This window comes from Streptomyces sp. NBC_00009 (assembly GCF_045040855.1).
GTDB lineage: Bacteria > Actinomycetota > Actinomycetes > Streptomycetales > Streptomycetaceae > Streptomyces > Streptomyces aureus.
In genome coordinates this window covers 3,987,934-4,001,201 of sequence record NZ_CP108312.1, presented here as the reverse complement: position 1 = coordinate 4,001,201, position 13,268 = coordinate 3,987,934, and the positions used below count along the sequence as shown (strand labels likewise).

At 68.4% G+C, this 13,268-nt stretch carries 12 protein-coding genes and 1 riboswitch; of the genes, 5 read left to right on the top strand and 7 right to left on the bottom strand.

Annotated elements, in window-relative coordinates:
* Positions 1 to 16 precede the first annotated feature (16 nt).
* Together OHA58_RS18045 and hisC are read right to left on the bottom strand one after the other, a co-directional pair.
* Entirely contained in the window at positions 17 to 1,549 is a 1,533-nt protein-coding gene (locus tag OHA58_RS18045; protein ID WP_405485021.1) for a cytochrome ubiquinol oxidase subunit I, read from the bottom strand.
* 215 nt (positions 1,550 to 1,764) lie between these two features.
* Positions 1,765 to 2,844 carry a histidinol-phosphate transaminase gene (gene hisC, locus OHA58_RS18040; RefSeq protein WP_355687064.1) on the bottom strand — a complete coding sequence of 360 codons (1,080 nt, stop codon included), beginning with the start codon at positions 2,842 to 2,844 and terminating at the stop codon, positions 1,765 to 1,767.
* A 412-nt stretch (positions 2,845 to 3,256) separates the two neighbouring features.
* On the opposite strand from hisC, the gene OHA58_RS18035 reads away from it, so the two are divergent.
* From OHA58_RS18035 to OHA58_RS18025, 3 genes are all read left to right on the top strand, one after another.
* Positions 3,257 to 4,369 carry a LacI family DNA-binding transcriptional regulator gene (locus OHA58_RS18035; RefSeq protein WP_266672278.1) on the top strand — a complete coding sequence of 371 codons (1,113 nt, stop codon included), beginning with the start codon at positions 3,257 to 3,259 and terminating at the stop codon, positions 4,367 to 4,369.
* A gap of 203 nt (positions 4,370 to 4,572) precedes the next feature.
* The gene (locus OHA58_RS18030) at positions 4,573 to 5,754 is read left to right on the top strand and encodes a metallophosphoesterase family protein (RefSeq protein ID WP_405485019.1); all 1,182 of its coding nucleotides are present in this window, start codon (positions 4,573 to 4,575) and stop codon (positions 5,752 to 5,754) included.
* Positions 5,755 to 5,937: 183 nt separating this feature from the next.
* Entirely contained in the window at positions 5,938 to 6,810 is an 873-nt protein-coding gene (locus OHA58_RS18025; protein WP_405479881.1) for a hypothetical protein, read from the top strand.
* A gap of 253 nt (positions 6,811 to 7,063) precedes the next feature.
* On the opposite strand, the gene thiC is transcribed toward OHA58_RS18025, so the two are convergent.
* Entirely contained in the window at positions 7,064 to 8,848 is a 1,785-nt protein-coding gene (gene thiC, locus OHA58_RS18020) for a phosphomethylpyrimidine synthase ThiC (protein ID WP_405479879.1), read from the bottom strand.
* Positions 8,841 to 8,997, bottom strand: a riboswitch (TPP riboswitch). (Overlaps the previous gene by 8 nt.)
* Positions 8,998 to 9,068: 71 nt before the next feature.
* On the opposite strand from thiC, the gene OHA58_RS18015 reads away from it, so the two are divergent.
* The gene (locus OHA58_RS18015; protein ID WP_405479877.1) at positions 9,069 to 10,421 is read left to right on the top strand and encodes a YibE/F family protein; all 1,353 of its coding nucleotides are present in this window, start codon (positions 9,069 to 9,071) and stop codon (positions 10,419 to 10,421) included.
* Between the two features lie 79 nt (positions 10,422 to 10,500).
* Here OHA58_RS18015 and OHA58_RS18010 read toward each other — a convergent pair whose 3' ends face one another.
* From OHA58_RS18010 to OHA58_RS17995, 4 genes are all read right to left on the bottom strand, one after another.
* Positions 10,501 to 10,962 carry an SsgA family sporulation/cell division regulator gene (locus OHA58_RS18010; protein ID WP_389480918.1) on the bottom strand — a complete coding sequence of 154 codons (462 nt, stop codon included), beginning with the start codon at positions 10,960 to 10,962 and terminating at the stop codon, positions 10,501 to 10,503.
* A 100-nt stretch (positions 10,963 to 11,062) separates the two neighbouring features.
* Positions 11,063 to 11,776: an IclR family transcriptional regulator gene (locus OHA58_RS18005; protein WP_405485017.1), complete on the bottom strand. Its 714-nt coding sequence runs from the start codon at positions 11,774 to 11,776 to the stop codon at positions 11,063 to 11,065.
* 353 nt (positions 11,777 to 12,129) lie between these two features.
* Positions 12,130 to 12,342 (bottom strand): DUF5326 family protein, encoded by a 213-nt coding sequence (locus OHA58_RS18000; RefSeq protein WP_405485015.1) that lies wholly within the window; start codon positions 12,340 to 12,342, stop codon positions 12,130 to 12,132.
* A 144-nt stretch (positions 12,343 to 12,486) separates the two neighbouring features.
* The gene (locus OHA58_RS17995; protein WP_100597187.1) at positions 12,487 to 12,804 is read right to left on the bottom strand and encodes a cupin domain-containing protein; all 318 of its coding nucleotides are present in this window, start codon (positions 12,802 to 12,804) and stop codon (positions 12,487 to 12,489) included.
* Between the two features lie 80 nt (positions 12,805 to 12,884).
* Here OHA58_RS17995 and OHA58_RS17990 point away from each other — a divergent pair, with 80 nt between their 5' ends.
* Entirely contained in the window at positions 12,885 to 13,265 is a 381-nt protein-coding gene (locus OHA58_RS17990) for a phage holin family protein (RefSeq protein ID WP_405479875.1), read from the top strand.
* Positions 13,266 to 13,268 lie beyond the last annotated feature (3 nt).

The following is a 13,268-nucleotide window of genomic DNA, read 5'->3' as shown; positions in this document are numbered from 1 at the left end:
CAGCAGCTCCTCAGTCTCAGTAGGAGAAGGCCATGGGCCGGTCGGCATCGGAAGCGTCGCCGGAATCCGCTCCGGATCCCGGGCCGCCGATCTTGGTGGGCGGGTTGAGGTCGGCCTCGGTGAGCTCGGGCGGCCCCTGCTTGATGTACTTGACCATCAGCTTCACCTCGATGACGGCGAGCGCGGCGTAGACCAGCGCGAACACGATCAGGGAGGTGAGCACCTCGCCCTGCGAGACGCCGGGGGAGACCGCGTCCCTGGTCCTGAGCACGCCGTAGACCACCCACGGCTGGCGCCCGGTTTCGGTGAAGATCCAGCCCCAGGAGATGCCGATGATCGGGAAGATCAGCGTCCACTGGGACAGGCGCCACCACCAGATGCCCAGCTTCGGCATCAGCTCCTTGTTCTTGGTGAGCATCAGCTTCGGCACTTCGTCCTCGCCGGTGCGGTGCTCCGGCGCCAGCCAGAACCTGCGGCGGGTGAGCCACAGACCCGCCGTGCACAGGGCCATCGAGACCCCGCCGAAGCCGATCATCCAGCGGTACGACCAGTAGGCGGTGGGGATGTTGGGGCGGTAGTCACCGGGCCCGAACTTCTTCTGTTCCGCCTTGTTGATGTCGTTGATCCCGGGGATCTCGGCGTTGAAGTCGTTCTTGGCGAGGAAGGACAGCACGCCCGGGACTTCGATGGCGACCGTGTTGTGGCCCTTGGAGACATCGCCGTACGCGAAGATCGAGAACGGCGCCGGCCTCTCCGTGTCCCACAGCGCCTCCGCGGCCGACATCTTCATCGGCTGCTGCTCGTACATCACCTTGCCGAGCGTGTCCGCGCTGACGACGGTGAGGAGCGTGCCGGCCATGGCCGTCACCAGGCCGAGGCGCAGCGACATCCGCATGGTGCGGATGTGCTGCTTCTTGCGCAGGTGGAAGATCGCTATGCCGGTCATGAACGCGCCGCCGACCAGGATGGACGCGCTGATCACATGCCAGAAGTTGACGAGCACCGTCTCCTGGAAGAGCACGGCGGCGAAGTCGGTCAGCTCGGCGCGCTTGGTGCCGTCCCGCTCCACGATCCGGTAGCCGACCGGATGCTGCATGAACGAGTTGGCGGCCATGATGAAGTACGCCGACAGGATCGTGCCGATGGACACCATCCAGATCGTGGCGCAGTGCAGCTTCTTCGGGAGCTTGTCCCAGCCGAAGATCCACAGACCGATGAAGGTCGACTCGAAGAAGAAGGCGATCAGCGCCTCGAAGGCGAGCGGAGCGCCGAAGATGTCGCCGACGAAGCGCGAGTAGTCCGACCAGTTCATGCCGAACTGGAACTCCTGCACGATGCCGGTCACGACGCCCATGGCGATGTTGATCAGGAAGAGCTTGCCCCAGAACTTGGTCGCCCGGAGGTAGTGCTCCTTGCCCGTGCGCACCCAGGCCGTCTCCAGGATCGCCGTCAGCGCGGCGAGCGAGATGGTCAGGGGAACAAAAAGGAAGTGATAGACGGTCGTGATGCCGAACTGCCATCGCGCCAGAGTTTCCGGCGCCAGAGCCATCAACGTTGGGTCCACTGCGTTATCTCCTTAAGTCGCCGTGGTCCAGCGGCAATTTGCCCCTTTAATCCCACTGCTCTCCGGATCAACCGGGCGCGCTTGTGAAAGCGTTCACATTCACAAGCATTATGTACTACCGGCTCAGGACAGCAGAAGGGGGGTCCCCCCTTACTCCGGGGAACCCCCACCGCGCTACAGAGCGGCCGCAGCCGCCGGGCCTACAGCTCCTTGCGGAACGCCGCCGCCGTGTTCAGGAAGACGTCGTTGGCCTCGGCCTCCGCGATCGTGGCCCGCATGCCCTCGCCGGCGAACGGCCGCACGACCACACCTGCCTGCTCGCACGCCGCGGCGAAGTCCGCCGTGCGCTCCCCCAGCCGCAGCCACACGAAGTTCGCGTGCGTCTCCGGCACCGTCCAGCCCTGCGCCCGCAGCGCCTCGACCACGCGGTTGCGCTCACACACCAGCGAGCCGACCCGGCCGAGCAGCTCGTCCTCGGCCCGCAGCGAGGCGACCGCCGCGTCCTGCGCGAGCTGGCTCACGCCGAACGGCACCGCCGTCTTGCGCAGCGCGGCCGCCACCGGCTCATGGGCGATGGCGAAGCCGACCCGCAGACCCGCGAGCCCGTACGCCTTGGAGAACGTCCGCAGCACGGCGACATTCGGACGGTCCCGGTAGATCTGGGCGCCGTCCGGCACCTCGGCGTCACGGATGAACTCGCGGTACGCCTCGTCGAGCACGACCAGGACATCGCTCGGGACCCGGTCCAGGAACCGCTCGAGCTCGGCCCGGCGCACCACCGTGCCGGTCGGGTTGTTCGGGTTGCACACGAAGATCAGGCGCGTGCGGTCGGTGATCGCGTCGGCCATCGCGTCGAGGTCGTGGACCTCGCCGGACGTCAGCGGCACCTCCACCGCCTTGGCGCCGCTGATCTGCGTGATGATCGGGTACGCCTCGAAGGACCGCCAGGCGTAGATGACCTCGTCACCGGGGCCACTGGTCGCCTGGAGCAGCTGCTGCGCGACCCCGACCGAGCCGGTGCCCGTGGCCAGGTGCGTGACCGGCACCGCGAATCGTTCCGCCAGCTCGTTCATCAGCCCGGTGCAGGCCATGTCCGGGTAGCGGTTGAAGGAACCGGCTGCCGCGACAACACTCTCCATCACGCCGGGAAGCGGCGGATAGGGGTTCTCGTTAGAGGACAGCTTGTACGCCACCGGCCCACCGGCCGCGGCAGCCTTGCCCGGCTTGTAGGTGGGGATACCCTCCAGCTCGGCACGCAGCTTGGGGCTCGTCTCGCTCACCGCAGTCCTCCTCGCGACCACCATTTCAATACTGCTCACCTTAAGAGGATTCGCGGCAGAGCCCAATGGCCCGGGGCCCCCGACATCCCGGGTGATCGTCCGACACCACCCCTGACGACGGCCGCGGACCTCCCGAAGGCGTACGGAGGAGGGGGAGCGCTCCCTTTCGCGGCGCGCGCCGGTAGCTCGCGCCGTGGCGCGCATCCCCCGTGAAGGTGAGTTGAGACCTACTCGCAACATCGCCGACTTGGCAGGCCCATGCGCGCCGACAAGTGACGTCCTGGCGTCGATGCCCTCAGCATCCTTGTTTTCCAAGGTCATTGGCTCTGTCCGGCCATGCAGAAACGTGCCTGTCAACGCGTGCATATGCACTCACGCCACCCCGCCACATGAGCCCTACTATCGGCTCGCCATGACAGCAGCAGGGAAGCACCAGGTGAGCAGGGCGGAGACCACCCGTCGGGGCACCCGGCAGGTGCGGGCGGGCATCAGAGACGTTGCCGCCGCCGCCGGGGTCTCCATCACGACTGTCTCCGATGCGCTCAACGGTAAGGGCCGGCTCCCGGACGCCACCCGACGCCATGTCCGCGAGGTCGCCGACCGGTTGGGCTATCGCCCCTCCGCGGCGGCCCGAACGCTCCGTACCGGAAAGTCGGGCCTCATCGGCCTGACCGTCACGACCTACGGAGATGAACCTTTCACCTTCACCGAATTCGCGTACTTCGCGGAAATGGCGAGAGCCGCCACCTCGGCGGCGCTGGCCCGCGGGTACGCCTTAGTCATCCTGCCCGCCACCTCACGCCACGACGTGTGGTCGAACGTCGCTCTCGACGGCACCGTCGTCATCGACCCGTCCGACCACGACCCGGTGGTCACCGAACTGGTCCGCCAGGGCCTGCCCGTCGTCTCCGACGGGCGCCCCGCCGGCACCCTCCCCGTCACCGCCTGGGTCGACAACGACCACGAGGCCGCCGTCCTCGGCATCCTCGACCACCTCGCCGCCGCGGGGGCCCGCCGCATCGGACTGCTCACCGGCACGACCACGGACACGTACACCCATCTGTCCACGTCCGCGTACCTGCACTGGTGCGAGCGGATCGGACAGGAACCCGTGTACGAGTCCTATCCCGCGCACGACCCGTGCGCGGGGGCCGTAGCCGCCGACCGGCTCCTGGCCCGCCCCGACCGGCCCGACGCCGTGTACGGACTCTTCGACCCCAACGGCACGGACCTGCTCGCCGCCGCCCGCCGGTACGGCCTGCGCGTCCCCGAGGACCTGCTGCTCGTCTGCTGCAGCGAATCGACCGTCTACGCCACCACGGAACCGCCCATCACGACCCTCTCGCTCAAGCCGCGGCGGATCGGCACCGCGGTCGTCCAGCTCCTGATCGACGCCATCGAAGGGGTTGAATCGGACCAGACGGTCGAGCAGGTGATACCGACGGAACTCATCGTCCGGACCTCGTCCCAGCGCCGTCCGCCCCGCACGACGGTCAGCCCGCCCCGCTCCCCGGGACAGGGCTGAACGACGGCTTCCGGGTGGTCACCCCGAAGACCACCCGGAAAAGCCCGTACCAATTCGGGAGAAAAGCACGGTGAACAGCCGCCCGGATCCGATTCACCACCCCTGGTGCATCACACAGCGCGAGCCGCATTCCTATGATGGGCGCACGACACCGCGGGCCGCTGCGACCAGGCAGTCCGATCGGGTGCAGAGGCGGCGCAATGGTGGTGGAGGGGTCGATGACTCAGGGGGCCGGTCAGGGACCCGAGGTGCGCACGGCGACGCTGCGCGACTTCCGCGTCCCCGCGTACGTCCATGACGTACCGGCGAACGTCCAGGAGCCCGGCCACGACCCCGCTCCGCCCGCCCCTGCCGTGCCCCCGCAGGCGGAGCCGGATCCCGCGTACCAGGAGCCGTCGCTCTCGCAGCCCTCCTACGCGGAGCCTGCGCATCAGGACCCCGCGTTCGACCAGCCCGACGGGTACACGCCCACCCAGCGCGACCTGCCGGTCATCAACCGCGGGGACACGGTCCAGGTACAGATCGACACCGAGCCGGCGCCCCGTCCCACCGATGGCCTCGGCCCGCTGTACGTCGTCGGCGACGTGCACGGCTACCTCGACGAACTGATCGCGGCCCTGTACGAGCAAGGCCTCATCGACGCCGAGGGCAGCTGGTCGGCGGGCACCGCCCGACTCTGGTTCCTCGGCGACTTCACCGACCGCGGGCCCGACGGCATCGGCGTCATCGACCTCGTGATGCGGCTGTCCGCGGAGGCCGCGGCCGCCGGCGGCTACTGCAAGGCCCTCATGGGCAACCACGAACTGCTCCTGCTCGGCGCCAAGCGCTTCGGCGACACCCCGGTCAACTCGGGCGCCGGCACCGCCACTTTCCAGGCGGCCTGGCTGCTCAACGGCGGCCAGAAGTCGGACATGGACCGTCTCCAGGACGTCCATCTGCAGTGGATGTCCCGGCTCGACGCCATCGAGCTGGAGGACGACCACCTCCTGATGCACTCCGACACGACCGCGTACCTCGACTACGGCGACTCGATCGAGGCGGTCAACGACACGGTCCGCGAGACCCTCACGCGTAACGACGCGGACGAGTGCTGGGACCTCTTCCGCAAATTCACCAAGCGCTTCGCGTTCCGTGACGAATCCGGACCCGAAGCCGTGCGCGAGCTCCTCGACGCCTACGGCGGCACGCGCGTCGTCCACGGCCACAGCCCCATCCCGTACCTCCTCGGCGAGGTAGGTACCGAGGACGCGGCGGACGGATCCGAGGACAGCCGCCCGCAGATCGAGGGCCCGCACGTGTACGCGGGCGGGCTCGCGATCGCGATGGACGGCGGAGTGACCATGGCCGGAAAGCTGCTGGTCCAGCAACTCCCCATGGATAGCTAGGCGTTCCCCGGGCAGGCGCACCGAACGGGGGCTCAGTCCGGCCACCGGGCCGAATTCGGGAAACCCCCTGTCACCGCGTGCCGTCACCGCTCTACCATCGGCTTATCCGTAGCAGGCTCCCCTCCGGTTCTGCCCGACGGCTCGTAACCATGCGAGCCCCCAAGCCCTACGGAGCATCGGGGGATGCACATGAACAGCGCTCCGCACCTGCTGAACGAGGACCGCCCCGAGTTCGAGCGGATCCTCGATGAGGCGCTGCGTACCGCACCGGACCGCCCTGATCTCGCCGCAGTGGGGCAGCGGCTCAACCCCGAACAACTGCGCACCATGGCGCTCAACGCCACCGCGCTGATCACGGCCGCCGCAGCGACCGAGTACCAGAACTACGTGAAGGTCCGCGCCGACCTGCGCGCCTCGCCCCGGCCCGTACGTCCGCTGCGCGAAGGAGGAAGCGCGGCGGAGTCCGGCGGCGGAGCGATCGGCCTGGCCGCCACTGTGGGCGAGGTGGCGGAGACCACCGGCGCCGGCGTCATAGCCGTCGTCGCGGTGCTCGCCCCCCTGCTCGCCGGGACGGCTGCCGCGATCTTCCTGCTCGTCGGCTACATCCTGAAGATGCTCGATCCGGAACCGGCGTTCGCCCAGACCCTGTTGACGGCCGGCTGGGTGTTCGGCGCGCTGACGGCGGCGGGGATTCTTGTCGCCGGCGTGGGCCTGCTGCTCACCGCTCTGCGCAACGGCGCGACGTCCTTGCAGGCCGGCGCGCACAGCGAGTCGAACGAGGAGGTGGACCGGGCCAGGGAAGCCTGGTGCCTGGTGCTCCTGGAGCGCGGCATCCTGCCGTTCCTCCGGGAGGCCCTCGCGGAACCACCGCCGGCCCCCGCCAACCGCGGGGGCGGCCCCGGAACCGCGGGCCGCATGCCGCATCTCGGGTACAACAGGCCCGGGTTCAGCAGCCCGGGCACCGACAGCGGCTCCCCTGCGGCCCCGCGCCCGACGTACTCGAGCCCGGACTTCACAAGCCCCGACTTCGGAGGCCCGGACCACCAGCCGGACTAGGGTCTTTCGTTTGGATCAGGCTGGATCAGGGAGCGGGGTCATGGGGGTCCCCCTGCTCGAGCGCAGCCGAGAGCTCGGGGGAGTCGGTGATTGACGGCAACGCCGCAGTTACGCGTGCCAGACCCCGCGAGCCCAGCCCGCTCCAAACAAGAGGCCCTGGGGCCTGCCAGGCCTGGTCCCGGAACACCCTGTCCACCGGCCGCGAAGGGCGACCGGTGGACAGCGCGCGGCGCCTGTGGGCGCGCGGGCGAGGTCAGTCCGCGATCGGCAGATAGACCCGGTTGCCCGCGGCGGCGAACTCCTTGGACTTCTCCGCCATGCCCTCCTCGATCTCGCTCTTGGTACCGCCGTGCTGGCGGCGGATGTCCTGGGAGATCTTCATCGAGCAGAACTTCGGACCGCACATGGAGCAGAAGTGGGCCGTCTTCGCGGGCTCGGCCGGGAGCGTCTCGTCGTGGAACTCCCTTGCCGTGTCCGGGTCGAGGGCCAGATTGAACTGGTCCTCCCAGCGGAACTCGAAGCGCGCGTCGGAGAGGGCGTCGTCCCACTCCTGGGCACCCGGGTGTCCCTTGGCCAGGTCCGCCGCGTGGGCCGCGATCTTGTAGGTGATGACGCCGGTCTTCACGTCGTCACGGTTGGGCAGGCCCAGGTGCTCCTTGGGCGTGACGTAGCAGAGCATCGCCGTGCCCCACCACGCGATCATCGCGGCTCCGATGCCGGAGGTGATGTGGTCGTACGCAGGGGCGATGTCGGTCGTCAGCGGGCCGAGTGTGTAGAAGGGCGCCTCCTCGCACACCTCCTGCTGAAGGTCGATGTTCTCCTTGATCTTGTGCATCGGGACGTGCCCGGGGCCCTCGATCATCGTCTGGACGTTGAAGCTCTTCGCGATCGTGTTGAGCTCCCCGAGCGTCTTCAGCTCGGCGAACTGCGCTTCGTCGTTGGCGTCCGCGATCGAGCCCGGCCGCAGGCCGTCGCCCAGCGAGTACGTGACGTCGTACGCCGCGAGGATCTCGCAGAGCTCCGCGAAATTCTCGTAGAGGAAGCTCTCCTTGTGGTGCGCCAGGCACCAGGCGGCCATGATCGAACCGCCGCGCGAGACGATGCCCGTCTTGCGGTTGGCGGTGAGCGGGACGTACGGCAGCCGCACGCCCGCGTGGACCGTCATGTAGTCCACGCCCTGCTCGGCCTGCTCGATGACCGTGTCCTTGTAGATCTCCCAGGTCAGCTCCTCGGCGCGGCCGTCGACCTTCTCCAGCGCCTGGTAGAGCGGGACCGTGCCGATCGGGACGGGGGAGTTGCGCAGGACCCATTCGCGCGTGGTGTGGATGTTGCGGCCGGTGGAGAGGTCCATGACGGTGTCGGCGCCCCAGCGGGTCGCCCATGTCATCTTCTCCACCTCCTCCTCGATGGACGAAGTGACCGCGGAGTTGCCGATGTTGGCGTTGACCTTCACCAGGAACCGCTTGCCGATGATCATCGGCTCGATCTCCGGGTGGTTGACGTTGGCCGGCAGGACCGCGCGGCCCGCGGCGATCTCCTCGCGGAGGACCTCCGGCTCCACGTTCTCCCGGATGGCCACGTACTCCATCTCGGGCGTGACCTCCCCGCGCCTGGCGTACGCGAGTTGGGTCACCGCCTGGCCGTCACGCCCGCGACGAGGCTGGCGGGGGCGGCCGGGGAAGACCGCGTCGAGGTTGCGCAGACCGCCGCGCGGCGAAGTGTGCTTGATGCCGTCGTCCTCGGGGCGGACCGGGCGGCCCGCATACTCCTCGGTGTCGCCACGGCTGATGATCCAGTTCTCCCGCAGCGGCGCGAGGCCCCTGCGGACGTCGGTGTCGACACTCGGATCGGTGTACGGCCCGGACGTGTCGTAGAGCGTGACCGCCGTGCCGTTGGTGAGGTGCACCTGGCGGACCGGCACCTGGAGGTCGGGGCGTGAGCCCGTGACGTACCCCTTGTGCCAGCCGATGGACTTCCCGGCCTCGCCCGTCTCTGCGGACAGGTTGGAGGCAGGCGTGCGTGCGTCCGATGTGGTCATGAGACCTACTCCCTACGCCGGCATTACCCGGTAACAGGTTCGGCGGTCGACGCAGCGGCTTCCGTCGGGCGATGTTTCATGTGAAACATCGCCGAAGCGGAGGTCAGCGCCCTCTCAGCCCGGTGCTCCGAGCTCCCGCGTGTGCAAAGGTGCCCCCACGCTAGCGTCATTTCTGGCGTGCTGAACAGAGGGCCCCTGCCGTTCTTGCGATGATCGGGCGGTGACCAGCACGCAGCAGCCCCCGCCCCCGCCGCCGCATCCGCCCCATGACCAGGGGGGCGGAGGGCACGGGCACTCCCACAGTCACGGCCCTGCCGCGCCTGTTTCCAAGCATCTGCGCAAGGTCATCGCCGCGGTGCTCATCCCGTTCTCCGTGGCGGTCGTCGTCGGCCTCGTGGTGCTCTGGCCCGGCGGCGCCCCCTCCCATGCCCGTACGGGCGTCGGCTTCGACCGGCAGACCCAGCAGGGCACCGTCACTCGCGTCGACAAGGTCGACTGCAAGTCCGTGAACGCCTCGGGCGAGACCCCCACCGGCGATACATCCACCGCCGAGGGCCAGTCCGCCGAGCAGCAGGCGAAGGGCACATGCGAGAAGGCAACCGTCCGCGTCGACAGCGGCAAGGACACCGGCCGTACGTTCACGGAGATCGTGCAGCCGGACTCACCACGGCAGTTGCACGAGGGCCAGAAGGTGATCGTGGCCTACGCGCCCGACGCGCCCAAGGAACTTCAGTACTCCGTCACCGATGTGAACCGCAGGCTCCCGATGGCACTGCTGGCCGGGATCTTCGCGCTGGCCGTGGTCGTCGTGGGCCGGCTGCGGGGCGTCATGGCGCTCGTCGCGCTGGCGATCAGCTTCATGGTGCTGACCTTCTTCATCCTGCCCGCGATCCTTCAGGGCTCGAATCCGCTGGTGGTGGCGGTGGTCGGGGCGAGCGCCATCATGCTGATCGCGCTCTACCTGTGTCACGGTCTGACGGCCCGGACGTCGGTCGCGGTGCTCGGCACGCTGGTGTCGCTGGTCCTGATCGGTCTGCTCGGCTCGCTGTTCATCGGCTGGGCGGCGCTGACCGGCAACACGGACGACAACACGGGCCTGATCCACGGTCTTTACCCGTCCATCGACATGAGTGGTCTGCTGCTCGCCGGCGTCATCATCGGTTCGCTCGGTGTGCTCGACGATGTGACGGTCACGCAGACGTCGGCGGTGTGGGAGCTGCATCAGGCGGACCCGACGATGGGGCGGCGCGGTCTGTACCGCGCGGGCATCCGGATCGGCCGCGACCACATCGCGTCCGTGGTCAACACGCTTGTGCTGGCGTACGCGGGCGCGGCACTGCCGCTGTTGCTGCTCTTCTCTATCGCGCAGAGCAGTGTGGGCACCGTGGCCAACAGTGAACTGGTGGCCGTGGAGATCGTGCGGACTCTGGTGGGCTCGATCGGGCTGGTCGCCTCGGTGCCGGTGACGACCGCGCTCGCGGCTCTGGTGGTCTCCGCCGACCGACCGGGATCCCCGTCCGCTGCCGCGGCCGGTCCGGCACGCGGAGGAAGGGGCCGGCGTCGGAAGCGCTGAACCCCTGCGAGGGCACCCCGAGGGCGCCGGTCTGCTGAAGCGTTACATCAGTTGATCGTCCGCGGACTCCTGGAGCCCGTCAGCCCGCGCTCTGCTCCTCGGCGAGAATCCGGTCGAGTGCCTCGTCGAGATGCGTCTCGAAGTCGGCGAGTGCCCGCTCCTGGCCGAGCGGGACGAGCTTGTCGGTGCGGTCGAGGAAGGCGACGAGGGGAGCGACGCCCGCCCGGAACAGCGCCTGGTCACCACCCACTTGGAGCCGGATGTGCACCTCGCCCGGCATCTCGCCCGGGCTGCCCGCCAGTTCCACCGGCTCGATGCGCACATCGCCGTCGCCGCAGGGACCGGCCACCCCGTCCACCAGGAGCTCTCTACCGAAGGCCCAGGTCACCGGGGCGTCCCCGGGGAGGTGGAAGGTCAGCCGCACGGCGTAGGGATCAGCGGCGGCATACCGCAACTCCACCGGGATGCGGAACGAGAGTTCCTCGGAGACGAGGAAGCTCATCATGACCTCTGCTTGTACTGCCTGTACCGACTCGCGCATCGCCTACCCCGTCAATTTGCCGTCGATCGGCCGGGAATAGCCTTCCCGGCACCCTTCGCATCTTGCTTAACGTACATGCGGGATCACAAGGAGTGAGTTTTCAGATGCTGATAGAGAAGGCGAGTGTCCCCACGAGTTTCCCGACTTCGTTCTGCAACTGCCGGGCCGCGGACAGCAGACGACCGGCCTGATGAGACGGGAGGGAGACCGCCATCGTCGCCGCGGTGGACCCGACGGTGATGGGAAACGCGGCGCAGACCGTGCCCAACGCGTACTCCTGACGCTCCACGACCGGCTGCATCCGCCCCTGCCCGTTCAGCCGCCGCAGCAGCGCGCGGTCGTCGCGCACCGTGTACGGGGTGATCGAATACGCGGGATAGCGGTCGAGGTGATCGCGTCGGCTCTCGTCGTCGAGCTGGGCGAGGAGGCACTGGCCGATCGCGTGGGCGTGCCCCGTCTCGCGGAAGTCGGCCCATTCGGCGACCGCGGGATTCCCGGGCGTGTCGGCGACGGCCACGACTTCGATCTCGCCCTCGCGGTAGACCGAGAAGTACACCGGGACGCCGATGGCGTCGCGCCAGTGCTGCAGGGCGTCGGTGATCATGCCGCGACGATTCTGCTGCGCTCCGCTGTTACTCAGCCGCTCGGCCGCCGCCCCCAGGACGAAGAGGCCCTTCTCCTTGCGGAGATAGCCCTCGTGGGCGAGCGTGCGCAGCAGGTGGTACGCCGTGGGAAGCGCGAGGCCGGCCTCCCGGGCGAGCTGCTTGGCCGGCGCTCCCTCTACGTGCGACGCGACGGCCTCGAGAAGGCGCATCGCGCGCTGGACGGAACCGATGAGGGTGGGCGGGGCGCCGGCCGGGCTCTCGGGGTGAGCCTCGGCCTGGGCGTCGTCGTAGGTATGCGTGCGACAGCCGTGGGGTGGGGCCACCGCGTGTGCGGACATGGCGTCGGCAGACATGGTGTCGGGGGACGTGATGTCGGCAGACAACGGGGCGGCGGAAAGCGGTTCAGCCGTGGCCAAGGTTCACTCCCGAAGCGCGTGGGGTCCCCCCGCTTCTCGGGAATCACGGGGGTGCGGCCGTCGAGTTCCGGACTCTAGCCCTGGCCACCACTTCGAGAGGGCCGCGCGGGGAAACTTCCCCCGCGCGAGCGAACCGTTGCCCGGTGCTACCAGTCGCTGCGCGAGGACGAGCCCATGATGAACTTCCGTACGACGTAGATGAGTCCACCGACCAGGGCCACGAAGACCAGCACCTTGAAGAGCAGACCGATCACGAAACCCACGACGCTGGCTATCAGCCCGCCGAAGACGACCAGGGCGATGACCGGCACCGCGACCCACTTAACCCACCACGGCATGCCCGCGAAGATCTCTCGCACTGCCATCGTCCTTACCTCTCTCCCGAGCCGTACCGCTTCGATACGGCTTCTGCATTCGATGCTGGCACGCCGAGGCGCTCCGTGGGGGCCGCGGACCCCTTGTCGTCCCCTGAGCGACCCCCTAGGGAACCCCGAGATCCGCCGTCAGCTCTCAGGCGGAGAGAACACCACCAGAACCCGCAGGTCCTCGCTGATGTGATGGAACTTGTGGGCCACCCCGGCCGGCACGTACACGACGCTGCCGCGCGCCACCTGGGTCGTCTCCATGCCGACGGTGATCGAGCCACGACCGCTGACGACGAGGTAGACCTCGTCCTGCTGATGGGGCTGCTGCGGGTCCTGGTCCCCCGCATCGAGGGCGTAGAGCCCGACCGACATGTTCCGCTCACGCAGGAACTGCAGATACGCGCCGTCGTTCGCGGCACGTTCCGCTTCCAGTTCGTCCAGCCGGAATGCCTTCATCCCTCTTGTCCGCCCCTTGCCCGTGAATGGCCTCGCTGGGCCACTCTCATGATCCGGTCTCGTCTGCCACGATCAGACACATGAAGAATTTTGTAGTCAAGACGATCGCCAACGCCGGGGCCCTGGCCGTCGCGGTGTGGCTGCTCGACAAAATCACGCTGACGGGTGACAGCACCGGCAAGAAGGTCGGCACGCTGATCATCGTGGCGCTGCTCTTCGGCCTGGTGAACTTCCTGGTCAAGCCAATAGTGAAGGTCCTCACCTTCCCGCTCTTCATCCTGACGCTCGGCCTGATCACGCTCGTGGTCAACGCCTTGATGCTGCTGCTGACCTCGTGGCTGGCCGACCAGTTCGACCTGAGCTTCCACGTCGAGGGGTTCTGGACCGCCGTCCTCGGTGGCCTGATCATCTCGGTTGTCTCCTGGGCGCTGAACGTCGTCCTGCCCGACGACAAGGACTGAGCC

What these genes read in the sequence shown, in the direction of transcription:
- OHA58_RS18045 (WP_405485021.1), bottom strand. Translation starts at nt 1,549, where the DNA reads ATGGCTCTGGCGCCGGAAACTCTGGCGCGATGGCAGTTCGGCATCACG.
- OHA58_RS18035 (WP_266672278.1), top strand. Translation starts at nt 3,257, where the DNA reads ATGACAGCAGCAGGGAAGCACCAGGTGAGCAGGGCGGAGACCACCCGT.
- OHA58_RS18025 (WP_405479881.1), top strand. Translation starts at nt 5,938, where the DNA reads ATGCACATGAACAGCGCTCCGCACCTGCTGAACGAGGACCGCCCCGAG.
- thiC (WP_405479879.1), bottom strand. Translation starts at nt 8,848, where the DNA reads ATGACCACATCGGACGCACGCACGCCTGCCTCCAACCTGTCCGCAGAG.
- OHA58_RS18010 (WP_389480918.1), bottom strand. Translation starts at nt 10,962, where the DNA reads ATGCGCGAGTCGGTACAGGCAGTACAAGCAGAGGTCATGATGAGCTTC.
- OHA58_RS18005 (WP_405485017.1), bottom strand. Translation starts at nt 11,776, where the DNA reads ATGCGCCTTCTCGAGGCCGTCGCGTCGCACGTAGAGGGAGCGCCGGCC.
- OHA58_RS17995 (WP_100597187.1), bottom strand. Translation starts at nt 12,804, where the DNA reads ATGAAGGCATTCCGGCTGGACGAACTGGAAGCGGAACGTGCCGCGAAC.
- OHA58_RS17990 (WP_405479875.1), top strand. Translation starts at nt 12,885, where the DNA reads ATGAAGAATTTTGTAGTCAAGACGATCGCCAACGCCGGGGCCCTGGCC.